This is a genomic window from Pseudomonas sp. GV047 (assembly GCF_003058245.1).
GTDB classification, from domain to species: domain Bacteria; phylum Pseudomonadota; class Gammaproteobacteria; order Pseudomonadales; family Pseudomonadaceae; genus Aquipseudomonas; species Aquipseudomonas marginalis.
In genome coordinates this window covers 185213-205891 of the sequence record NZ_QCWA01000001.1, presented here as the reverse complement: position 1 = coordinate 205891, position 20679 = coordinate 185213, and the positions used below count along the sequence as shown (strand labels likewise).

Annotated in this window: 20 protein-coding genes; 10 read left to right on the top strand and 10 right to left on the bottom strand. The window is 63.5% G+C overall.

Annotation, left to right across the window (positions count from 1 at the left end):
* The first annotated feature begins 340 nt into the window (after positions 1–340).
* The 9 genes from C8K58_RS01010 to C8K58_RS00970 all read left to right on the top strand — a co-directional run bounded on the left by C8K58_RS01010 (position 341) and on the right by C8K58_RS00970 (position 10333).
* Positions 341–1348: an ABC transporter permease gene (locus tag C8K58_RS01010; protein ID WP_092357397.1), complete on the top strand. Its 1008-nt coding sequence runs from the start codon at positions 341–343 to the stop codon at positions 1346–1348.
* A 50-nt stretch (positions 1349–1398) separates the two neighbouring features.
* A complete protein-coding gene (locus C8K58_RS01005) occupies positions 1399–2331 on the top strand; it encodes a sugar ABC transporter substrate-binding protein (protein WP_027607263.1) in 933 nt (310 codons plus the stop codon).
* A gap of 15 nt (positions 2332–2346) precedes the next feature.
* A complete protein-coding gene (locus C8K58_RS01000; protein WP_108572735.1) occupies positions 2347–3858 on the top strand; it encodes a sugar ABC transporter ATP-binding protein in 1512 nt (503 codons plus the stop codon).
* Positions 3859–4493: 635 nt separating this feature from the next.
* On the top strand, positions 4494–5258 hold the full coding sequence (locus C8K58_RS00995) for an SDR family oxidoreductase (RefSeq protein WP_092357399.1): 765 nt from the start codon (positions 4494–4496) through the stop codon (positions 5256–5258).
* Between the two features lie 11 nt (positions 5259–5269).
* Positions 5270–6070 carry an SDR family oxidoreductase gene (locus tag C8K58_RS00990; protein WP_027607266.1) on the top strand — a complete coding sequence of 267 codons (801 nt, stop codon included), beginning with the start codon at positions 5270–5272 and terminating at the stop codon, positions 6068–6070.
* 45 nt (positions 6071–6115) lie between these two features.
* Positions 6116–7069, top strand: a complete 954-nt coding sequence (locus C8K58_RS00985) for a sugar-binding transcriptional regulator (protein WP_027607267.1) — start codon at positions 6116–6118, stop codon at positions 7067–7069.
* 22 nt (positions 7070–7091) lie between these two features.
* Positions 7092–8015 (top strand): transaldolase, encoded by a 924-nt coding sequence (gene tal / locus C8K58_RS00980; RefSeq protein ID WP_108572733.1) that lies wholly within the window; start codon positions 7092–7094, stop codon positions 8013–8015.
* Positions 8012–9007 (top strand): GlxA family transcriptional regulator, encoded by a 996-nt coding sequence (locus C8K58_RS00975; RefSeq protein WP_074847094.1) that lies wholly within the window; start codon positions 8012–8014, stop codon positions 9005–9007. Before tal ends, C8K58_RS00975 begins: the two co-directional genes overlap by 4 nt.
* A gap of 126 nt (positions 9008–9133) precedes the next feature.
* Positions 9134–10333, top strand: a complete 1200-nt coding sequence (locus tag C8K58_RS00970) for an NAD(P)/FAD-dependent oxidoreductase (protein WP_108572731.1) — start codon at positions 9134–9136, stop codon at positions 10331–10333.
* A gap of 78 nt (positions 10334–10411) precedes the next feature.
* Here the strand turns inward: C8K58_RS00970 and C8K58_RS00965 are convergent, their stop codons facing one another.
* The 3 genes from C8K58_RS00965 to C8K58_RS00955 all read right to left on the bottom strand — a co-directional run bounded on the left by C8K58_RS00965 (position 10412) and on the right by C8K58_RS00955 (position 13166).
* Positions 10412–11596: a sugar transporter gene (locus C8K58_RS00965; protein WP_108572729.1), complete on the bottom strand. Its 1185-nt coding sequence runs from the start codon at positions 11594–11596 to the stop codon at positions 10412–10414.
* A gap of 123 nt (positions 11597–11719) precedes the next feature.
* Positions 11720–12082: a hypothetical protein gene (locus C8K58_RS00960; RefSeq protein ID WP_092357403.1), complete on the bottom strand. Its 363-nt coding sequence runs from the start codon at positions 12080–12082 to the stop codon at positions 11720–11722.
* An 85-nt stretch (positions 12083–12167) separates the two neighbouring features.
* A complete protein-coding gene (locus C8K58_RS00955; RefSeq protein WP_027607273.1) occupies positions 12168–13166 on the bottom strand; it encodes a bile acid:sodium symporter family protein in 999 nt (332 codons plus the stop codon).
* An 85-nt stretch (positions 13167–13251) separates the two neighbouring features.
* On the opposite strand from C8K58_RS00955, the gene C8K58_RS00950 reads away from it, so the two are divergent.
* Complete coding sequence (locus C8K58_RS00950; protein ID WP_098479197.1) at positions 13252–14040, top strand: helix-turn-helix domain-containing protein; 789 nt, start codon at positions 13252–13254, stop codon at positions 14038–14040.
* A 102-nt stretch (positions 14041–14142) separates the two neighbouring features.
* Here C8K58_RS00950 and C8K58_RS00945 read toward each other — a convergent pair whose 3' ends face one another.
* From C8K58_RS00945 to C8K58_RS00915, 7 genes are all read right to left on the bottom strand, one after another.
* On the bottom strand, positions 14143–15378 hold the full coding sequence (locus C8K58_RS00945) for a Zn-dependent hydrolase (protein ID WP_027607275.1): 1236 nt from the start codon (positions 15376–15378) through the stop codon (positions 14143–14145).
* Positions 15371–15853, bottom strand: a complete 483-nt coding sequence (locus tag C8K58_RS00940; protein ID WP_098479196.1) for an L-2-amino-thiazoline-4-carboxylic acid hydrolase — start codon at positions 15851–15853, stop codon at positions 15371–15373. Before C8K58_RS00940 ends, C8K58_RS00945 begins: the two co-directional genes overlap by 8 nt.
* A 60-nt stretch (positions 15854–15913) precedes the next feature.
* Positions 15914–17053, bottom strand: a complete 1140-nt coding sequence (locus tag C8K58_RS00935) for a branched-chain amino acid ABC transporter substrate-binding protein (RefSeq protein ID WP_108572727.1) — start codon at positions 17051–17053, stop codon at positions 15914–15916.
* 80 nt (positions 17054–17133) lie between these two features.
* Positions 17134–17850, bottom strand: a complete 717-nt coding sequence (locus C8K58_RS00930; RefSeq protein WP_027607278.1) for an ABC transporter ATP-binding protein — start codon at positions 17848–17850, stop codon at positions 17134–17136.
* Positions 17843–18616: an ABC transporter ATP-binding protein gene (locus C8K58_RS00925; RefSeq protein WP_027607279.1), complete on the bottom strand. Its 774-nt coding sequence runs from the start codon at positions 18614–18616 to the stop codon at positions 17843–17845. Before C8K58_RS00925 ends, C8K58_RS00930 begins: the two co-directional genes overlap by 8 nt.
* The gene (locus C8K58_RS00920) at positions 18613–19698 is read right to left on the bottom strand and encodes a branched-chain amino acid ABC transporter permease (RefSeq protein ID WP_027607280.1); all 1086 of its coding nucleotides are present in this window, start codon (positions 19696–19698) and stop codon (positions 18613–18615) included. Before C8K58_RS00920 ends, C8K58_RS00925 begins: the two co-directional genes overlap by 4 nt.
* Positions 19695–20642 carry a branched-chain amino acid ABC transporter permease gene (locus C8K58_RS00915; protein WP_027607281.1) on the bottom strand — a complete coding sequence of 316 codons (948 nt, stop codon included), beginning with the start codon at positions 20640–20642 and terminating at the stop codon, positions 19695–19697. The genes C8K58_RS00920 and C8K58_RS00915 overlap by 4 nt, the downstream gene beginning before the upstream one ends.
* Positions 20643–20679 lie beyond the last annotated feature (37 nt).

Sequence of the window (20679 nt, the reverse complement as noted above, 5' to 3'; positions counted from 1 at the left end):
CCACGCGGGGTGAAAGTGTCCAAGGCTGTCTTTGAATATTTATTCAGCAGTGACAATATATTTCTATTTAGACGCCGATCCTCCAGCAGGTCAAGTGAGCGAACCGCTGAAAAACCAAATAAAACCCGGAAATATCCCTCGGACAAACGGCCAAAATCCCACGCCGGCTCATCTAGCCCGTGGCTTTGCGCCGGGCAAAAACACCGGATCAGAGGCATGCAAGAAAAATTAAGCGCTTGACTTTGACACGGTGTCACTGGAATCTGAATTAACAGTCAGGCACGCATAAATATTCAAGACGCCTGAAAGCACTCCAAAAAAAATAACTCAGGAGAACACTGTGGACGCCAAAGCTATTGTCCAGCACCCGGCCGAACTCAAGCCGCCACCCCGCCCACGTATTGTCAAACTGCTGCCCAGTAACATCGGCGGCCCGTTGATCGGGCTGGTGCTGCTGGTGCTGGTCTTCTCCTTCAGTTCCGAATTCTTCTTTTCGTTGCGCAATGGCCTGAACATCCTCGATCAGGTCACGGTGCTGGGCATCCTGGCGATCGGCATGACAGCGGTGATCGTGATCGGCGGCATCGACCTGTCGGTCGGCTCGGTGCTGGCCTTCTCGATGATGATGCTCGGCTGGCTGTATCAGGATCAGGCGGTGCCCCTGGGCTTTGCGATTCCGATCTCGATTGCCAGCGGCATGCTCGCCGGGCTGGTCTCCGGCGGGTTGATCACCTACGCCAAGCTGCCACCCTTTATTGCCACGCTGACCATGATGTCGGTGGCCCGTGGCCTGGCGAATATCCTTACCGAAGGCCGGCAGATCGTCGGCTACCCGGACTGGTTCACCAGCCTCGCGACGGTGCGCCACTTTGGTTTCCTCTCGGCCACCGTGGGCCTGTTCCTGGTGATGCTGGTGGTGGCCTGGGTGTTCCTGCGCTTTCGTGCCGGTGGCCGCAACCTCTACGCCATGGGCGGCAGCCCGGAAGTGGCGCGGTTGTCGGGCATCAAGGTGCGGGCGATTACCCTGTGGGTGTACGCCATCAGCGGTGCGCTGGCCGGCATCGCCGCGGTGACCCTGGCCGCGCGCCTGGACTCTTCGCAACCGAGTGCCGGGCTGAGTCTGGAGCTGGACGCCATCGCCGCCGTGGTGATTGGCGGCGCCAGCCTCAGTGGCGGCGTCGGCAGCATCGGCGGCACCCTGGTGGGCGTACTGATCATTGGCGTATTGCGCAATGGCCTCAACCTGCTCGGCGTCTCGCCCTTTATTCAACAAGTGGTGATCGGCGTGGTCATCGCCCTCGCCGTCACCATCGACACCCTGCGACGCCGCTCCAGCACTGCCCGTTAAACCTGTTCGACAGTTGACACCCTCCAACAATAAAACCAGGAGTCACCGACATGTTCAGCCCCAAGAAATTGCTGTTGGCCACCGCTCTCGCCGCCGCCACCCTCACCGCTGCCGGCACCACCTGGGCCAAGGATTTGACCATCGGCCTGGCCGTGGCCAACCTGCAGGCCGACTTCTTCAACCAGATCAAGCAATCGGTGGAAGCCGAAGGCAAAGCCAAGGGGGTCAAGGTGATCACCGTGGACGCCCAGGGCAACTCCTCCACCCAGGTCAGCCAGATCGAAGACCTGATCACCCGCCAGATCGACGTGCTGATCTACATCCCGGCCGGCGCCACTGCTGCCGGTGTGCCAGTGAAAGCCGCCAAGGCTGCGGGCATCCCGGTGATCGCCGTGGACCGCAACGCCCCCGACGCACCGGGCGACACCTTTATCGCCAGCGACAGCGTGGCCGGCGCCAAGACCCTGGCCGAGTACGTGGGCAAGATCACCGACGGCAAGGGCCGCATCGCGATCCTGCAAGGCCAGATCGGTACCACCCCCGAGAATGATCGCGCCAAGGGTTTTGAGGAGGGCCTGAAAGCCTTCCCGGACCTCAAGGTCGTCGCCCAGCAACCGGCCGAATGGGCCCAGGACAAAGGCTTCGCCGTGGCCCAGGACCTGCTCCAGCGTGACCCGAACATCACCGTGTTCTTCGGTCGTGCGGACGCCATGGCCTTGGGCGCTGCCCAGGCGGTGAAAGTCGGCAACCTCGATCACAAGGTGGTCGTGGTCGGTTTCGACGGTGACGTGGCCGGGCTCAAGGCCGTGCAAAGCGGTGTGCTGAACGCGACCATGACCCAGCAGACGCAGAAAATGGGGCGCCTGGCCGTGGCCTCGGCCATCGACCTCAAAGCCGGCAAGACCTTGCCCAAGGAGCAGTTGTTGCCCACCGTGCTGACCACTAAAGAAAACGTCGCGCCGTTCCTGCAACAGCACCCGTAAGCCTTGGAGGTCGTCATGCAAGCAGCAGCCGTTGACACCGCTCGATCCGACGCGGTGCTGTGCCTGCGCAATATCAGCAAGGCCTACGGGCCGGTGCAGGTGTTGTCGCAGGTCAACGTGGACATTCGCCCCGGCGAGGTATTGGCCCTGCTCGGTGAGAACGGCGCGGGCAAGTCGACCTTGTCGTCGATCATCGCCGGGCTGGTGCAACCGGAAGCCGGGGGCAGCATGACCTGGCTCGGCGCGCCCTACGCCCCCGCTTCACCGGGGGCTGCGCTGGGCGCCGGGATCGGCCTGATCCACCAGGAAATCCGCCTGCTGCCGCAACTGTCGATCGCCGAGAACATCTTCGTCGGCCGCCTGCCCATGCGCCGTGGGCGGGTGGATCGCGAGTACATGGAGGCCCAGGCGCAGATCCAACTCGAACGCCTGGGCCTCAAGGTGCCGGCCTCGCGCAAGGTCGAAGGCCTGAGCGTGGCGGCCCAGCAACTGGTGGAAATCGCCAAGGCGCTGACGCTGAAGGCCAGCCTGTTGATCCTCGATGAACCCACCGCCGCATTGGGTGGCGAGGAAACCGAGCTGCTGTTCAAGCAGGTGGAACGGCTGAAGGCAGAGGGTGTGTCGTTTATCTATATCAGCCACCGCCTGGAAGAAATCGCACGCATCGCCGACCGCGTGCTGGTGCTGCGCGACGGTCGCCAGATCGCCCTGCATGCCACGGCCCAGGTGCCGGTGCGGGAGTTGGTGGAGCAGATGGTCGGGCGCAGCCTGGAGCGGATCTTCCCTGCGTTGCAGGCACCCCAGGAGCAGGTGATGTTGCAGGTCAAGGCGTTGAGCTGCCGTGAGTTTGCCTTGCACGGCATCGACTTCAGCGTGCGGGCCGGCGAGGTATTCGGCATTGCCGGGGTGGTCGGCGCCGGGCGAACCGAGCTGGTGCGTACCATTGCCGGCGCGGCCCAGGATATTCGGGGCCATATGGTGTTGGATGGCGAGGTCCGCCAGTTGCGCTCGCCCTTCGAGGCGATCCAGGCCGGCGTGGTGCTGGTGCCGGAAGACCGCAAGCAGCAAGGCGTGGTGGTGGAACATCGCATCGAAGACAACCTGATTTATGGCAACACCGACCTGCTGGATAAACGCGGTTGGGTGTTCCCTGCCCCGCTGCGCGAATTCGCGCTCACGGCGGTGGCGCGACTGGGGGTGAAAGGTGCGCCGCAGTCGCGGATTTCCAGCCTGTCCGGCGGTAACCAGCAGAAAGTGATCATCGCCAAGTGGCTGGCGCGCAACCCCAAGGTGTTCATCCTCGATGAGCCCACACGCGGCATCGACGTGGGCGCGCGGGCGGCGATTTATGAAGTGATCGCGGACCTGGCGGCCAAGGGCATGGCAGTGATTGTGGTCAGTTCCGACCTGGATGAAGTGCTGGGCTTGTCCCACCGGGTGATGGTGATGAGCCGGGGACGGCAGATGGGGATTCTGCAGCGCGGTGAGGCCACGCCGGTGGCGGTGATGGAAATGGCCACCGCCTAGGAACCCGGTCCTCACAGACAATGGCGATCAACTGTGGGAGGGGGCTTGCCCCCGATGAGGGAGTGTCAGCAGATGCATCTGTCACTGAATCACCGCCATCGGGAGCAAGTCGAATCGTCGCACCGCCCCTCCCACAAGGGATCTACTGTGATTTCAAGATTGGAGTTATCCAGGCAACTTGTTAGACGGGGATTCTGGAGCGCGGCGAGGCCGTCACGGTTTCGGTGATGGAAATGGTCACCGCATAGCCAAATACCTACACAGATCCAACTGTGGGAGGGGGCTTGCCCCCGATGAGGGAGTTTCAGTGGATGCATCTGTAACTGAACCACTGCTATCGAGGGCAAGCCCCCTCCCACAGGGGATCTACTGTGATTTCAAGATTGGAGTTATCCAGGCAACTTGTTAGACGGGGATTCTGGAGCGCGGCGAGGCCGTCCCGGTTTCGGTGATGGAAATGGCTACCGCATAACCAAAGACCTACACAGATCCAACTGTGGGAGGGGGCTTGCCCCCGATGAGGGAGTGTCAGTGGATGCATCTGTCACTGAATCACCGCCATCGGGAACAAGTCGAATCGTCGCACCTCCCCTCCCACGAGGGGTCTACTGTGATTTCAAAAATTGGAGTTAGTCATGCAGCTTTTTAGTCTTCAAGGCCAAGTGGCCTTTGTTACCGGCGCCGGCAGCGGCATTGGCCAGGCTATCGCCGTCGGGCTCGCCGAAGCCGGTGCCGATGTAGCCTGCTTTGATCTTCCGGGCAGCCCCGGCATCGCCAGCACCGTAGAACGCATCCAGGCCCTGGGCCGGAGCGCCTTGGCGTTGAGCGGCACCGTCACCGAGCGAGCCGCCCTGGATGCAGCCGTCGCGCAAACCGAACAAGAACTCGGCCCACTCAGCGTCGCCGTCAACTGCGCCGGCATCGCCAATGCCCAGGCCGCCGAAGACCTGGAGCTGCAACGCTGGCAAACCACCCTGGACATCAACCTCACCGGCATTTTCCTCAGCTGCCAGGCCCAGGCCGCGGTGATGTTGCCGCGTGGCAAAGGCGCCATCGTCAATATCGCCTCCATGTCCGGCAGCATCGTCAACCGCGGCCTGTTGCAGGCGCACTACAACACCTCCAAGGCCGGGGTAATCCACCTGAGCAAAAGCCTGGCGATGGAATGGGCCGACAAAGGCCTGCGCGTCAACTGCATCAGCCCCGGCTACACCGCCACGCCGATGAACTCACGCCCGGAAGTCGCCGACCAGGTGAAGATCTTTGAACAGACCACGCCCATGGGCCGCATGGCCAGCGTGGACGAAATGGTCGGCCCGGCGATTTTCCTGGTCAGCCAGGCCTCGTCTTTCTGCACCGGTGTCGACCTGCTGGTCGATGGTGGTTTTGTCTGCTGGTAAGGAGTTTTGTCATGTCGCAACGTTTCAGCGGTAAAACCATCGTGATCACCGGCGCCTGCCGTGGCATCGGTGCCGGCATTGCCGAGCGCTTCGCCCAGGAAGGTGCCAACCTGGTGCTGGCCTCCAACGACCTGGAGCGCGTGACGTTCACCGCCGACCAACTGGCCCGGGAATACAAGGTCGACACCCTGGCCCTGGGCATCGACGTGACCCGCGAAGAAGACATCGAAACCCTCTACCGCGAAGGTCACGCACGCTTCGGCAGCATCGACGTGTCGGTACAGAACGCCGGCATCATCACCATCGACCACTACGACAAGATGCCCCGCGCCGACTTCGACAAGGTGCTGCAGGTCAACACCACCGGCGTGTGGCTGGGTTGCCGGGAAGCGGCCAAATACATGGTCAAGCAAGGCAGCGGGCGCCTGATCAACACCTCGTCCGGCCAGGGCCGCCAGGGGTTTATCTACACCCCGCACTATGCTGCGAGCAAAATGGGCGTGATCGGCATTACCCAGAGCCTGGCGCTGGAACTGGCGCGGCATAACATCACGGTCAACGCGTTCTGCCCCGGCATCATCGAAAGCGAGATGTGGGACTACAACGACCGCGTGTGGGGCGAGATCCTCAGCACCGACGAAAAACGCTACGGCAAGGGGGAACTGATGGCCGAATGGGTCAGGAACATCCCCCTGCGCCGGGCCGGAAAACCCTCGGATGTCGCCGGCCTGGTGGCGTTCCTGGCCTCGGATGACGCGGCCTACCTGACCGGCCAGGCGATCAATATCGACGGCGGCCTGATCATGTCGTAAGGGTTTGGTATCCTCACCCGCATTGATGTCATCACTGAGGCCTTCATGAGCCAGATCGAAGAACAGCGCCTGATCACCAAGATCGCGAGCCTCTATTACGAAGACGGGCTCAAGCAGTCCGAGATTTCCGCACAGCTGGACCTGTCCCAATCCTTTATCAGCCGCGCCCTGCGCCGGGCGCTGCAGGAAGGCGTGGTGAAGATCAGCGTGATGCGCCTGCAAGGCCTGCACCTGGAGCTGGAAAACCAATTGCAACGCCGCTACGACGTGCGCCAGGTGATCGTGGTGGAAGCCACCGAGCCCGGCAACGATGAAAGCATCAAGCAAGCCATCGGCTCGGCGGCTGCCCACTACCTGGAGACCAGCCTGTCGCCCCAGGACCATATCGGCATTTCGTCGTGGAGCAGCACCATTCGCGCCATGGTCGGCCACCTGCATGCCCAGCCGGGCAAACAAGGCGCCCAGGAAGTGGTACAACTGTTGGGCGGCGTCGGCAACAAAGGCGCGTTTGAAGCCACCCTGCTCACCCAACGCCTGGCCACCCTGCTCAACTGCCCGGCGTTCCTGCTGCCGTCGCAAAGCATCGAGCAATCGGTGGAGAGTAAGCAGCGCATCGTGCAGATGGAAGAGGTCAAGGAAGTGCTGCAACGCTTTGACAGCATCACCCTGGCGATCGTCGGCATCGGCGACCTGGAACCCTCGCAGTTGCTGCGCAACAGTGGCAACTACTACACCGAGGACATGCTGCGCCTGCTGGCCGAGCGCGGTGCCGTCGGCGATATCTGCCTGCGTTACTTCGATGCCCAGGGCAAGCCGGTGCTGGAGGAGGATGAAGAATTCGTGGTCTCGGTGGCGCTGCCCAAGCTGCGCAGTATCCACCGCGTGCTCGGCCTGGCCGGCGGGCTGAACAAGGTCCAGGCCATTCGTGGCGCGCTCAAGGGCGGCTACCTGGACATCCTGATCACCGACCTGGACACCGCACAGGCCCTCAACCAATAACCTTTTTTGGAGATTGCCGCTCATGACGTCCAAACTCGAACAACTCAAGCAATTCACCACCGTGGTCTGCGACACCGGCGACCTGGAAGCCATCAGCCGCCTGCGCCCGGTGGACGCCACCACCAACCCGTCGCTGCTGCTCAAGGCCGCCGCGATCCCGGAATACTCCGAGCTGCTGCGCAATGCCGTCAACCTGGCCAAGGGCGACGTCGACCTGGCCTGCGACCACTTCGCGGTGTCAGTGGGTGCCGGCATTTTGAAGGTCATTCCCGGGCGTATTTCCACCGAAGTCGACGCGCGCCTGTCCTTCGATGAAGACGCGCTGTGGGCCAAGGCCAACCAGTTGATCGCCCTGTACGACCAGGCCGGTATCCGCCGCGACCGCGTGCTGATCAAACTCGCCTCCACCTGGGAAGGCATCCGTACGGCCGAACGCCTGGAAAAAGCCGGCATCCAGACCAACCTCACCCTCCTGTTCTCGTTCGCCCAGGCCCAGGCCTGCGCCGACGCCGGGGTGTTCCTGATCTCACCGTTCGTGGGCCGCATCTACGACTGGTACCGCAAGAACACCGGCCTGGACTACACCGGCGCTGATGACCCGGGCGTGCAATCGGTGACGCGCATCTACAACTACTACAAGGCCAACCAGATCAACACCGTGGTGATGGGCGCAAGCTTCCGCACCCTCAGCCAGATCGAACAGCTGGCGGGGTGCGATCGCCTGACCATCAGCCCGGAGCTGCTGCAGAAGCTCGACGAAGACCAGGGCACGCTGGCACGCAAATTGGTACCGGTGACCGAAGGCGAAGCGCGCCAGCCAATGAACGAAGCGCAGTTCCGCTGGGCGTCGAATGAAGATGCGATGGCCACGGAGAAGCTGGCGGAAGGGATTCGACAGTTTGCGCGGGATCAGGAAAAACTCGAGGCGGTGTTGTCGGCGCTATGACCCCCGTCCAGCCGCTCGGCCAGTCGCGCACCTTGGTGTTCCTGGCCTACCCGCAAATGGGCCTGCTCGACCTGACCGGTGCCCAGACCGTGTTCTGGGCTGCCACCAAGGCCATGGTCGAGCGTGGCCTGCCGGGCTATGTGGTGCACACCGCCAGCCTGGCGGGCGGCTTGATGCCAACGGCCGAAGGATTGAGCGTCGACACCCTGCCATTGGCGCAATTTGACCCCGCCGCCCTGGACACCTTGATCGTACCCGGCGCCCCCGCCATTCAACAGGCGCTGGCCGCCAACACCGACCTGGTGGACTGGCTGCGTCACGCCTCCACTCGGGCCCGGCGCACGGCCTCGGTGTGCAGCGGCACCTTCCTGCTGGCCCAGGCCGGCTTGCTCCAGGGCCGGCGTGCTGCCACGCACTGGGCGATGTGCGACATGCTCAAGCGCGGGTTCCCCAGCATCGATGTGGACATGGACGCGATCTTTGTCCAGCAAGGCAATGTGTGGACGTCGGCAGGCGTGAGTGCCGGCATCGACCTTGCACTGGCGTTGGTAGAGGCCGATTGCGGGCGTCACGTCGCCCTGCAAGTGGCGCGGGAACTGGTGGTGTTTCTCAAAAGGCCCGGCGGCCAGGCCCAGTTCAGCCAACTGCTGCAAGCCCAGACCGACGACACTGCCGGTTTCGATGCCTTGCACCTGTGGATCGCCGACAACCTCAGCGACCGCGAGCTTACGGTGGAGCGCCTGGCGGAACAAAGCCGCATGAGCCCGCGCAACTTCGCCCGGGTCTACAAGCAAAAAACCGGGCGCACCCCGGCCAAGGCCATCGAGTTGTTTCGCGTGGAGGCGGCGCGGCGCCTGCTGGAAGACTCCCAGCGCAACATCGACCAGGTGGCGCACCTGTGTGGCTTTGGCGATGAAGAACGCATGCGCTACACCTTCCATCGCCACCTTGCGATTTCCCCTCGCGACTACCGCGCGCGCTTTTCCCGCTGACGGCAGGCCGCTTGGCAGTTATTCAGGGTTTTCTGTCCTACCCGCCAAACCGCGGCGCTCTTAGAGTAGGCCGGTAACGCATTGCGCCTTGAGCAATCGTATCGACCTGGTCCCTGGAGCATCCCCATGAAGCAGCACATCCTCATCATCGGCGCCGGGTTCGGCGGTGTCTGGAGCGCCTTGAGCGCCGCGCGCCTGCTGGATAAACATGATCGCCATGACGTGCAGATCAGCGTCCTGGCCCCACAGCCGGCGCTACGTATTCGCCCACGTTTCTACGAGGCCGAAGTGCATGCCATGCAGGCACCGCTGGGCCCATTGTTTGCGGCAGTCGGCGTGGACTTCATCGAGGGCGCCGCCGACCGCATCGATGAACACGGCAAGCAGGTGACCTACCGCAACACGGCGGGCATCCCCACTACCCTCAAGTACGATCGCCTGGTGCTGGCCGCCGGCAGTCGTCTCAGTCGCCCGCAGATGGAAGGCCTCCAGCACGTGTTCGATGTGGACCAGATCGAAGACGCCACGCGCCTCGAAGCCCATATCAAGGGTTTGAAAAACCTGCCCGACAGCCCGGCACGCAACACCGTGGTGGTGGCCGGAGGAGGGTTTACCGGGATCGAGACCGCCACCGAAATGCCAGCACGCCTGCGCGCAGCACTGGGTGACGACGCCACTATCCGTGTGATCGTGGTGGACCGTGGCCCGCAGATCGGGGCATCCATGGGCGATGGCATTCGCCCGTCCATCGTCGAAGCCAGCCAACACCTGGGCCTCGAATGGCGATTGAACACCTCCGTGGCCGCGGTGGATGCCGGCGGCGTGACCCTGGCCGATGGGCAGCGCATCGAGTCCAGCACCGTGATCTGGACCATCGGCTTTCGCGCCAACCCGCTGACCGAACAGGTCAGCGGCACCCTTGACCCCCAGGGCCGCCTGCATGTGGACGGCAACCTCAAGGTGAAGGGCCAGGCCGATGTCTTTGCCGCCGGTGATGTGGCCTACGCCGCCACCGACGACCTCGGTCACTTCGCCGGCATGTCCTGCCAGCACGCCATCGCCCTGGGCCGCTACGCCGGCAACAACGTCGCCGCCGACCTGATCGGCGTGGCCCCGATGACCTACAGCCAGCCCAAATACGTCACCTGCCTCGACCTCGGGGCCTGGGGCGCGGTGTACACCGAGGGCTGGGATCGTCAACTCAAGCTGGTGGGCCAGGAAGCCAAGGAGCTCAAGCAGCAGATCAACACGGTGTGGATCTACCCGCCAGCCGCCGAACGGGCCACCGCCCTGGCGGCGGCTGACCCGCTGATTCCGGTGGCCTGACGCCCCACACCCGGTGCCCGCCAGCCCACTGTTTGCTGGCGAGCATAAATGCCAGGAGCGATCAGGCTCGCTCCTGCCTCAGCTTTGCGCGACACCCGTCCCAAACTTGCGAATCGCCAGGCAATACCCGATCAATGCCAGCGCCGCCAGCAACCCGCCCGCCACGCCGACCCAGGCGAAGCCGAAGTGGCTGCCGACCCAACTGCCCATCAGGGCGCCACCGCCGATGCCGATGTTGTAGATACCGGAGAACATCGCCATGGCCACGTCGGTGGCGTCCGGGGCCAGCACCAGTACCTTGGACTGCATGGCGAGGCCGAAGCCCATGATCGCCATGCCCCAGAACACGCTGAGGATCACCAGGTACGACTCGGCGCCGCTCAACGGCAGCATCAGCGCCAGGCACGCGGCCAGGATAAACACCGCGCCGACCACGAACAGGTGGGGGTTGAAGCGGTGCACCAGGCTGAACAGCAGCGAGCCGATGATGCCCGCGCCGCCGAACACCAGCAGGATCAGGGTCACCGCGCTGCCGCTCATGCCGGCCACGCCTTCGACGAAAGGTTCGATGTAGCTGTAGGCGGTGAATTGCGCGGTCACGGTCATCGCCGTGAGCACATACAACGCCACCAGCGCCGGACGCTTGAACAGCAGTGGCAGGCTGCGCAGGGAGCCGGAGTTCTGGCTCGGCAGCAACGGCAAGGTGCGCGCCAGCCAGAACACCAGGGCGGCGGCGAACGCGCCGATCACCAGGAACGTGGTGCGCCAACCCATGGCTTCGCCGAGCAGACGCCCCAGGGGAATACCCAGCACCATCGCCAGGGACGTACCGGTGGCGAGCAGGCCGAGGGCTTGCACCTGCTTGCCTTCCGGCGCCAGGCGTACCGCCAGGGACGCGGTGATCGACCAGAACAGCGCATGGGACAAGGCAATGCCGACGCGACTGACCATCAACAGGCCGAAACTGGTGGCCACGCTGGAAAGGATATGGCTGGCGATAAACAGGCAGAACAGCACGATCAGCAGCTTGCGTCGCTCGACGTTACGCGTCAGCAGCATCACCGGCAGCGAGGTCAGGGACACGATCCAGGCATAGATGGTGAGCATCAGGCCGACGCTGGACACGGGCATATCGAAGCTGGCGCCAATAGCGCTGAGCAGCCCGACGGGGACGAATTCAGTGGTATTGAACACAAACGCGGCCAGCGCCAGGGCGATGACCGGTTGCCAGTTGGCTTGGGGGGTTGCGGCTGAAATGCTCATTGAAGGGCGAGGTACTCTGGCGATGATCAAGCGGCCACCCAGGACAAGCGCCGCCGCCTGGCATTCTATAGGTTTATCGGCCGTCTGTTGACGTTCATCCCCCTCAAAATACCCTCAGTTTTGTCACGGTGCCGTCATGGTGACCACGTAGTTGCCTGACTGGATCGGCTTGCCGAGGCTGTCCACCAACAGGTACGTCTGGTCGTAATAACGCCCGCTGCCGCTGTCCGCCACCAGCCGCAGACTGGCCCCGTTGACGCTGGCGACCGGCGCCATACTGCGGACATCGAACCGATTGCCACGGCTGGCGCTCGGGCAACCTGTCACGTCCATCCGGGCACCGCTGTGCGCATTTGTCGCACACAAGGGTTCGACAATGCTGCCCGTGAAACTGATGGTGCCTTGACCCGCCGGCTGGGCCGCGCCGCAGGTGCTTGCCCAAAGGCAAAGGAGACAGGTAGCTGCCGAAAAACCGTTGATACGCATGCTGATACTCCTTCCTGGGCTATTAGGAAGTAAGTCGTCAGCAAAGGCACTAACTTGAGGTTATTCGCCTTAGCGCAACAAACGGTTAAGGATCCACCTGCGCCATCAACTCCGGAATGCTCTCCGGCCGCTTGGCATAACGCTGCGCCAACGCCGCACAGACCATCAACTGGATCTGGTGAAACAGCATCAAGGGCAAAATCAGCACGCCCATGCTCGCCCCGGCGAACAGCACCTGGGCCATCGGCACACCCGTGGCCAGGCTCTTCTTCGAGCCGCAGAACAGGATGGTGATGCGATCTTCCTGATTAAAGCCAAAAGCCTTGCCCAACAGGGTGGACGCCACCAGCACCAAGGCCAGCAACACGCAGCAGGCCACCACCAGGCCGCCCAGCTCCCACAGCGGGATCTGGTGCCAGATGCCTTCGTTGACCGCTTCGCTGAACGCGCCGTACACCACCAGCAGGATCGAACCCTGGTCGACGAACTTCAGCCAGGCTTTATTGCGCCCCACCCATGCGCCGATCCAGCGGCGGGCGATCTGCCCGGCGATAAACGGCAGCAGCAGTTGCACGCTGATTTTCAGGATCGCATCGACGGTGGAGCTGCCCTCGCCGTGCACATTGAGCAACAGCGTCACCAGCAACGGCGTGAGGAAGATGCCGAACAGGCTGGAGGCCGCCGCGCTGCAGATCGCCGCCGGGATATTGCCCCGTGCCAGCGAAGTAAAGGCAATCGCCGACTGCACCGTGGCCGGCAAGGCGCAGAGGTAGAGCATGCCCATGTACAGGTCCTTGCCGATCAGCGGCGACAACACCGGCTTGAGCGCAAGGCCCAGCAGCGGGAACAGTACAAAAGTCAGGCTGAACACCAGCAGGTGCAGACGCCAATGGCCCGCGCCGGCGACGATGGCCTGGCGCGACAGCTTGGCGCCGTGCAAAAAGAACAACAGCGCGATGGCCAGGTTGGTGACCCAGCCGAAGGCCACGGCGGTCTGGCCGCTGGCGGGCAGCAGGGAGGCGAGGATCACCGTGGCGATCAAGGTCAGGGTGAAGTTGTCGGGCAGAAAACGGGGGCGAGTCATAAGCGAATCTTCCGGGGGTTGCCAAGAGCGTCATGGCGACTCTAACGTAACGCCTTGTTACCGACTAACGCCAATGAGCCATTAAATGCCGCCTAAAGGACATGCCAATACCGTACGCCGCAGTGTGCCTGGGCTTTCCAGCCTGCCACGGCCGGTGTATGGGCGCACCGAATCGCTGCCCAACCGCGCCCTGACCCGCCGGCACAGCCACCCGTGGGTGCAATTGTCCTACGCCATTTCCGGGGTGCTGGAGATCCAGACCAGCGCCGGCCGCTTCGTCGCGCCGCCCCAGCGGGCGGTGTGGATCCCCGCGGGCGTGCCGCATCGGGTGTACAGCTCGCCCCACACCGAGATGCGCAGCCTGTACCTCGATTGCAGCGTCACCGCCTGGGCCGCCGAACGCTGCCAGGTGCTGGAGGTGAGCAGCCTGCTGCGCGAGTTGATCCGCAGCTTCAGCGAGCTGCCGGTGGAATATGCCGAGGATGGCCCGGATGGGCGCCTGGTCCAGGTAGTGCTCGATCAACTCGCCGCAGCGCCCAAGGTCGACTTGATGCTGCCATTGCCCCATGACCCAAGGTTGCGACAGATCTACCGCAGCTTGAGCCTGCGCCCGGAACAGCAAACTACCCTGGGACACTGGAGCGAGAAACTGGGGGTCAGCGAAAAGACGCTGAGCCGCCTGTTTTTGAAGGACACCGGCCTGACATTTCGAGCCTGGCGCCAGCGTTTAAGGTTATTGAGCGCCCTGCCCGCCCTGGAGCAAGGCGAGCGGGTGACGGATGTGGCGTTGAACTGTGGCTATGAGTCCACGTCGGCGTTTATCAACGCGTTTCGACAGCAGTTCGATGCCACGCCCGGTGAGTTCTTCCGCTGACCTCACCGACGATGAAGAATCACTGTGGGAGGGCCCCCTACCTCTTCGACGTAGCGCGTCTAGAGGGAGTTTGCTCCCCCCACATCAGACTTGTATGTACCTTCAGATCCCAGCCTTGGCCAGGATGGCCTGGAGCAACACATCCGCCCCTGCCGTCGACCACTCGGGGGAGATCTCCTCCGCTTCGTTATGGCTCAGCCCGTCCACGCACGGTACGAAGATCATCGCGGTCGGCGCCACCTGGTTCAGGTAGCAGGCGTCGTGCCCGGCGCCGGAGATCATCGGCCGATGGCTGTAGCCCAACGCCTCGGCGGACGCGCGTACCACCTCTACACAATCGCTGTCGAAGGCAATCGGTGCGTACTGGAAGATCTGCTTAACGCTGTGCTGCAAGCCGATGCCTTCGGCGATGTGCGCCACGGCGTCGCGCAATTGCTGGTCCTGGCGTGCCAGCACGGCCTCGTCCGGGTGCCGGAATTCCACGCTGAAAAACACCCGTCCCGGCACCACGTTGCGCGAGTTGGGAAAGATATTCGCCATGCCCACCGTGGCCCGTCCTTCCGCGCCCTGCTCCAGGCCCAGCCCATTCACGGCCTCGACCACACGGGCAAAACCGAGCAGCGCATCCAGGCGATGGTCCATCGGGGTGGTGCCGGCATGGGCGCTGCGCCCGCTCAATTCGACTTCGTACCAACGCTGGCCCTGGGCACCGGTGACCACGCCAATGGTGATGCCCTGGGCTTCAAGGATCGGGCCTTGTTCGATATGCAGTTCAAAGGCGGCATGCACCGCCTGGCCACCCACCGGGTGGGGGCCGGCATAGCCGATCTGCTGCAAGGCCTGGCCGATGGTCACGCCGGCCTTGTCCACACGGGACAACCCGTATTCCAGGTCAAACACGCCAGCGTAGACGCCGGAGGAAATCATCGCCGGGGCAAAGCGCGAGCCCTCTTCGTTGGTCCAGTTGACCACTTCGATGGGCCGGTCGGTTTCAATCCCCAGGTCGTTCAGGGTGCGCAGCACTTCCACTCCGGCGAGTACGCCATAGATGCCGTCGTACTTGCCGCCGAAGGGTTGGGAATCGCCGTGGGAGCCGGTCATCACCGGTGCCAGGTGGTCATGGCGCCCGGCGCGACGCGCAAATATATTGCCCATGGCGTCCACCCGTACCGTGCAACCGGCCGCAGTGCACCAGTGCACGAACAGATCGCGGCCACGCCGGTCCTCGTCGGTCAATGCCAGGCGCGACACACCGCCCTTTTCGGTGGCACCGATCTGCGCCATCTCCATCAACGAAGCCCACAGGCGTTCGCCGTTGACCCGTGCCAGGTTACTCATGGGGTTTGGCCCGATAACGGAAGTCGCAGTGGTGCGCGCCGCCCATGATGGTCTGGGTGCGGGTCAGTTCGATGTTCGGGTTGTAGCCGACGATAAACAGCTCGTCGCGGTTGCACGACAGCAAGTGGCCGATCTCGCCCAGGCCCATCTCGTGGTACATCTCGGCGTAGCGGCAGCGCTTGACGTCGTAGTCATAGTGCTCGGCATCGCTGGCGATGATCTCGACATTGAGCGCGTCATCCTTCTCCCACAGCACTTGCAACTCCACAAAGCTCTTGAGGTCGGCGCCCTGCTCTTCCAGTGCGGCAAAATGCTTGCCGGCCTGGATCGCCGCATTGCCCACGGCTTCGCCGATCACGGCGGCGGCAAAGTCCTTGCCCTGCTCGCGCTTGAGGATCTCGTAGATGGGCTTGATGATTTCCGCCTCGATCCGGCGCCGGGCAAGGATGCCCAGTTCACCTTCCAGTTTGCTCATTGCATCTCTCCATTGACCCTTGCAGGAGCGAGCCAGCTCGCACCTGCAGAGGGGGTGGGTTTATTGGCCGCCCGCCACACTCACCGGCTGCCATTGATTGGCCTTGACCTGGTAAACGGTGAACGACGGTTGCTTCAAGTTGCCCTCGGCATCGAACGCAATCGTGCCAGTCACGCCCGGATAGCTGATGGCGCGCAGCACCGGCAGGTACTTCTGTGGGTCGGTGGATCCGGCCTTCTCGATGGCCGCCACCAACACACCAACGCCGTCATAGGCAAACGGTGCATGCAGTTCGATCGCGGTTTTGTAGCGTTCCTTATAGGCCTGTTCGAACGCCTTGCCACCCGGCATCTGCGCAATCGCCAGGCCCGGCTCCAAGGCAATCACGCCCTCGCCTTCGTTCTGCGCCAGCTGCAGGAAAGTCTGGCTGACAAACCCACCGGCGCCCATCAGCGGTGCCTTGATCCCCAACTGCTTGATACGCCGGGCCAGCGGTGCAGCCTGGGCGTCGACGCCGCCGAAGAAGATCATGTCAGGGTTCTGGCTACGGATATTGGTCAGCACGGCACTGAAGTCGATGGTCTTGTCGTCCACGTATTCGCGGGCAACCACCTTGGCACCCCCGGCCTCGATGGATTTGACGAACTGGTCCGCAAGGCCCTGGCCGAATGCGGTGCGGTCGTCGATCACGGCAATACGCTGGGCTTTCAAGGTGTTCAACGCATAGCGGCCGGCCACCTGGCCGCCATCGTCGTCGTGGCCCATGATGCGAAAGCTGGTGTCGAAGCCCTGCTGGGTGTAGGCATGCCCGGTAGCGACTGGCGCCACCTGGGCGATACCGGCGTCGTGGTAGACCCGCGCCGCCGGGATGCTGGTGCCGGTGTTCCAGTGGCCGACCACGCCGACCACGCCCTCATCCACCAGACGTTGGGCAACGGTCACGGCGGTGCGCGGGTCGGACTGGTCGTCTTCGGACACCAGCTTGAAGGTCACCGCCTCACCATTGATTGTCGGGTGCTTGGCGTTAGCCTGGTCGATGGCCAGTTGCGCGCCATTTTCCAGGTCTTTACCAATCCGGGCCGAGGGCCCGGTCAAGGGACCGGCCAGGCCGATCAGCACGGTCTGGTCGGCCTGGGCCATGGCGCTCGCCAGGCTGCTCAGGGCCAGGCCAATCAGTGCGGTTTTGTTGAAAGTCTTCATCAGTCGTTCCTGTTTCTTTTCGGGCGGGTCGGAACACGCCGGGCGTCCGGTAGCGTCATGGGTGTTTTTTCATCGAGCCGTTATTCACCGAGGTAGGCGCTGCGCACCTCGGGGTGTTCAAGCAAATCTGCGGAGGGCCCGCTGAGGCTGATGCGGCCGGTGTCCATCACATAGGCGCGGTCGGTCACTTGCAGGGCCAGCCGTGCGTTCTGTTCCACCAACAGCAGGGTCATGCCCTGGCGACACACGTCGTCGATCACCTGGAAGATTTTTTCCACCATGATCGGCGCCAGGCCCATGGACGGCTCATCGAGGATCAGCAAACGCGGGCGTGACAGCAGCGCACGGGCCAGGGCGAGCATCTGTTGCTCACCGCCCGAGAGCAGGCCGGCGGACTGCTGCAGGCGCTCTTCCAGGCGCGGGAAGTGTTCGAACAGCTGGCGCATTTCGCGCTGCACCTGCTCGTTGTCACGGCGCAAAAACGCACCGGACTGAAGGTTCTCCAGCACGCTCATGCGCGCAAAAATCCCGCGCCCTTCCGGGACCATGGCGATGCCCTGGCGCAGCAACTGGTCCGGCGCCTGGCCGAGGATCGAGCGCCCGGCAAAGCGGATTGCACCCTGACTGGCCGGCAGCAGACCCGTCAGCGCCTTGAGGCTGGAGGTCTTGCCCGCACCGTTGGCACCGATCAGCGTGACGCGCTCACCCTCGGCAATGTGCAAATCCAGGGATTTGACCGCCTCGATGGCGCCGTAGCGCACCTGCAAACCCTCGACGTTCAACAAGGCTTCAGACATGGGCACTGGCTCCCAGGTAGGCCTGGATCACTGCCGGGTGCTGGCGCACTTCGACGGGTGGCCCTACGGCGATGACTTGGCCGTAATCGAGCACGCTGATGCGGTCGCATACGCCCATCACCAGCTTCACGTCGTGCTCGATCAACAGCAGGGTATGGCCGTCGTCGCGGATCTTTTCCAGCAGGCCGCGCAACTGCACTTTTTCACTGGCATTCATACCCGCCGCCGGCTCATCCAGGGCCAGCAGGCGCGGTTCGGTGGCCAATGCGCGGGCGATTTCCAGGCGGCGCTGATGGCCGTAGCTCAAGCTGTCGGCGCGATAATGGGCGAACCCCGCCAGCCCGACATACGCCAGCAGGCGATGGGCGTGGGCACGGGTTTGGGCTTCCTCATCGCGAGCACGACGATGCCGGCTCAAGGCGGCCCACAGGCCATTGCGGGTGCGCACATGGCGCCCGACCATGACGTTTTCCAGGGCGCTCATGGCATTGAACAAGCGGATATTCTGAAACGTGCGGGCAATGCCGGCTTCGGCCACCTGATGCACGCTGGTCGGCCGGTACTCCCGGCCATCGAGCTGGAAGCGCCCGGAATCCGGGGTATAGAGGCCGGTCATGACATTGAAGAAGGTGGTCTTGCCCGCGCCGTTGGGGCCGATCAGCCCGTAGATTTCGCCGGCCTGGATACTCAGGCTCACATCGGTCAACGCCGCCACGCCCCCGAAGTGTTTGTTGACCCGGTCAATCTGCAGCAGAGGTGCGTTCATCGTGCCACTCCTTTGGGCCACAGCCCGGCGGGTCGATAGAGCATCGCCAGGATCAACGCGAGGCCGTAGAACAGCTGGCGGATGATTTCCGGGTCCACCAGCACTTGGCCGAACAACGCCTGCTGCAACGGGCCCATGCTCGCGCGCAACGCTTCAGGCAATGCCGCCAGCAGTACGCAGCCAAGGATCACCCCCGGGATATGGCCCATGCCGCCGAGCACCACCATCGCCAGCACCGCAATGGACTCGTTGAGGGTGAACGATTCCGGCGAGACAAAGCCCTGGAACGAGGCGAACAGCGCGCCGCTCACCCCGCCGAACGCGGCGCCTATTGCAAACGCCAGCAACTTGAGGCGCACGGTGTTCACGCCCATGGCCTGGGCCGCTTCTTCGTCCTCGCGGATCGCCACCCAGGCACGGCCGATGCGCGAGTGCTCCAGGCGAATGCAGGCAAACAGAATCAGCACCACCAGCGCGGCGAACAGGTAGTAATAGAGGTACACCGACGGCAGGCGCAGGCCGAACAGTTCCTGGGTACGGCCCAGGTTCACGCCGAGCAGGTTCACCGGATCGACCTGGGCGATGCCTTTGGGGCCATTGGTGATATTCACCGGGCGGTCGAGGTTGCGCAGCAGGATACGGATGATCTCGCCAAAGCCCAGGGTGACGATGGCCAGGTAGTCGCCGCGCAGGCGCAAGGTCGGCGCACCCAACACCACGCCGCATCCCGCCGCGAGCAAGGCGCCCAGGGGCAGGATCAACCAGATCGAGGTGTGCATGCCCGCCGGCAGCAACGCCGCCAGGGCTGGAAACTGTTGCAGCAGATGGGGCGACGACAGCAACGCGGCCAGGTAGGCGCCCACCGCGTAGAACGCGATGAAACCCATGTCCAGCAGCCCCGCATAACCGACCACGATGTTCAGGCCAAGGGCGAGCATGATGTACAGCAGGGCAAAATCCAGGGTCCGCACCCAGGTGTTGCCACCGGCGTGGCCGACGATCCACGGTGCCAGCACCAGGGCCACGGCAAACAGCAGCAGGCCCAGGCTGGCGCGTTGATTGGCAGTGAGTGGGTTGATCATGCGCGGATCGCCAGACGTTCGCCCAACAGCCCGGAAGGACGGAACACCAGCACCGCGATCAGCACGATAAAGGCAAACACATCCTGATAATTGCTGCCGAACACCCCGTTGGTGGCGGCGCCCAGGTAGCCGGTGCCCAGGGCTTCGATCAGCCCCAGCAACAGGCCGCCGAGCATGGCGCCCTTGAGGTTGCCGATACCGCCCAGCACCGCGGCGGTGAAGGCTTTGATCCCCGGCAGGAAGCCCATGTAGAAATGCGCGCTGCCGTAGTTGCTGGCCATCATTACCCCGGCCAATGCCGCCAGGGCGCCGCCGATGGCGAAGGTGAGCACGATGACCCGATTCGGGTTGATGCCCATCAGGCTCGCGACCTGGGGGTTTTCCGCCACGGCACGCATGGCCCGGCCAAAGCGCGTGCGCTCGACCAGCACCAGCAGCGCGACCATCACTGACAGCGCAATGGCGATGGTGGTGAGGGCCGTGGCGTTGGTGACAGCCGGGTGCGCGGAGACCCCGGGCAGTACTTCGATGGGTTCCAGCGGCAGCAGTTGCGGGAACATTTGCGGGTTACGGGTCCAGACCAGCATCGCGATGGTTTGCAAAAGCAGCGACACCCCGATGCCGCTGATCAACGGCGCCAGGCGCGGCGCGTGACGCAACCGGCGATAAGCGACGCGCTCGATCACCACCGCCAGCGCCGCACAAAATGCCATGGCGACCAGGGTGGCCGTCAGCAACACCAGCAGCGGTGGCAACGCCGGCCAAGTCGCCTGCAACAGGCGAATCATCGACAAGCCCACGAGCGCACCGATCATCAGCACATCGCCGTGGGCGAAGTTGATGATGCGCAGGATGCCGTAGACCATGGTGTACCCCAGGGCCACCAGCGCGTAGAGACTGCCCGTCATCAAGCCGTTGAGCAGTTGTTGGATAAACCCATCCATGAAGACCGTCGACCTCAGTGCGTACAAGGGCGGCACA

What these genes read in the sequence shown, in the direction of transcription:
- C8K58_RS00925 (WP_027607279.1), bottom strand. Translation starts at nt 18,616, where the DNA reads ATGAACGCACCTCTGCTGCAGATTGACCGGGTCAACAAACACTTCGGG.
- C8K58_RS00915 (WP_027607281.1), bottom strand. Translation starts at nt 20,642, where the DNA reads ATGGATGGGTTTATCCAACAACTGCTCAACGGCTTGATGACGGGCAGT.
- C8K58_RS00960 (WP_092357403.1), bottom strand. Translation starts at nt 12,082, where the DNA reads ATGCGTATCAACGGTTTTTCGGCAGCTACCTGTCTCCTTTGCCTTTGG.
- tal (WP_108572733.1), top strand. Translation starts at nt 7,092, where the DNA reads ATGACGTCCAAACTCGAACAACTCAAGCAATTCACCACCGTGGTCTGC.
- C8K58_RS00930 (WP_027607278.1), bottom strand. Translation starts at nt 17,850, where the DNA reads ATGTCTGAAGCCTTGTTGAACGTCGAGGGTTTGCAGGTGCGCTACGGC.
- C8K58_RS00990 (WP_027607266.1), top strand. Translation starts at nt 5,270, where the DNA reads ATGTCGCAACGTTTCAGCGGTAAAACCATCGTGATCACCGGCGCCTGC.
- C8K58_RS00975 (WP_074847094.1), top strand. Translation starts at nt 8,012, where the DNA reads ATGACCCCCGTCCAGCCGCTCGGCCAGTCGCGCACCTTGGTGTTCCTG.
- C8K58_RS01005 (WP_027607263.1), top strand. Translation starts at nt 1,399, where the DNA reads ATGTTCAGCCCCAAGAAATTGCTGTTGGCCACCGCTCTCGCCGCCGCC.
- C8K58_RS00985 (WP_027607267.1), top strand. Translation starts at nt 6,116, where the DNA reads ATGAGCCAGATCGAAGAACAGCGCCTGATCACCAAGATCGCGAGCCTC.
- C8K58_RS00970 (WP_108572731.1), top strand. Translation starts at nt 9,134, where the DNA reads ATGAAGCAGCACATCCTCATCATCGGCGCCGGGTTCGGCGGTGTCTGG.
- C8K58_RS00920 (WP_027607280.1), bottom strand. Translation starts at nt 19,698, where the DNA reads ATGATCAACCCACTCACTGCCAATCAACGCGCCAGCCTGGGCCTGCTG.
- C8K58_RS00945 (WP_027607275.1), bottom strand. Translation starts at nt 15,378, where the DNA reads ATGAGTAACCTGGCACGGGTCAACGGCGAACGCCTGTGGGCTTCGTTG.
- C8K58_RS01000 (WP_108572735.1), top strand. Translation starts at nt 2,347, where the DNA reads ATGCAAGCAGCAGCCGTTGACACCGCTCGATCCGACGCGGTGCTGTGC.
- C8K58_RS00955 (WP_027607273.1), bottom strand. Translation starts at nt 13,166, where the DNA reads ATGACTCGCCCCCGTTTTCTGCCCGACAACTTCACCCTGACCTTGATC.
- C8K58_RS00940 (WP_098479196.1), bottom strand. Translation starts at nt 15,853, where the DNA reads ATGAGCAAACTGGAAGGTGAACTGGGCATCCTTGCCCGGCGCCGGATC.
- C8K58_RS00965 (WP_108572729.1), bottom strand. Translation starts at nt 11,596, where the DNA reads ATGAGCATTTCAGCCGCAACCCCCCAAGCCAACTGGCAACCGGTCATC.
- C8K58_RS00950 (WP_098479197.1), top strand. Translation starts at nt 13,252, where the DNA reads ATGCCGCCTAAAGGACATGCCAATACCGTACGCCGCAGTGTGCCTGGG.
- C8K58_RS00995 (WP_092357399.1), top strand. Translation starts at nt 4,494, where the DNA reads ATGCAGCTTTTTAGTCTTCAAGGCCAAGTGGCCTTTGTTACCGGCGCC.
- C8K58_RS00935 (WP_108572727.1), bottom strand. Translation starts at nt 17,053, where the DNA reads ATGAAGACTTTCAACAAAACCGCACTGATTGGCCTGGCCCTGAGCAGC.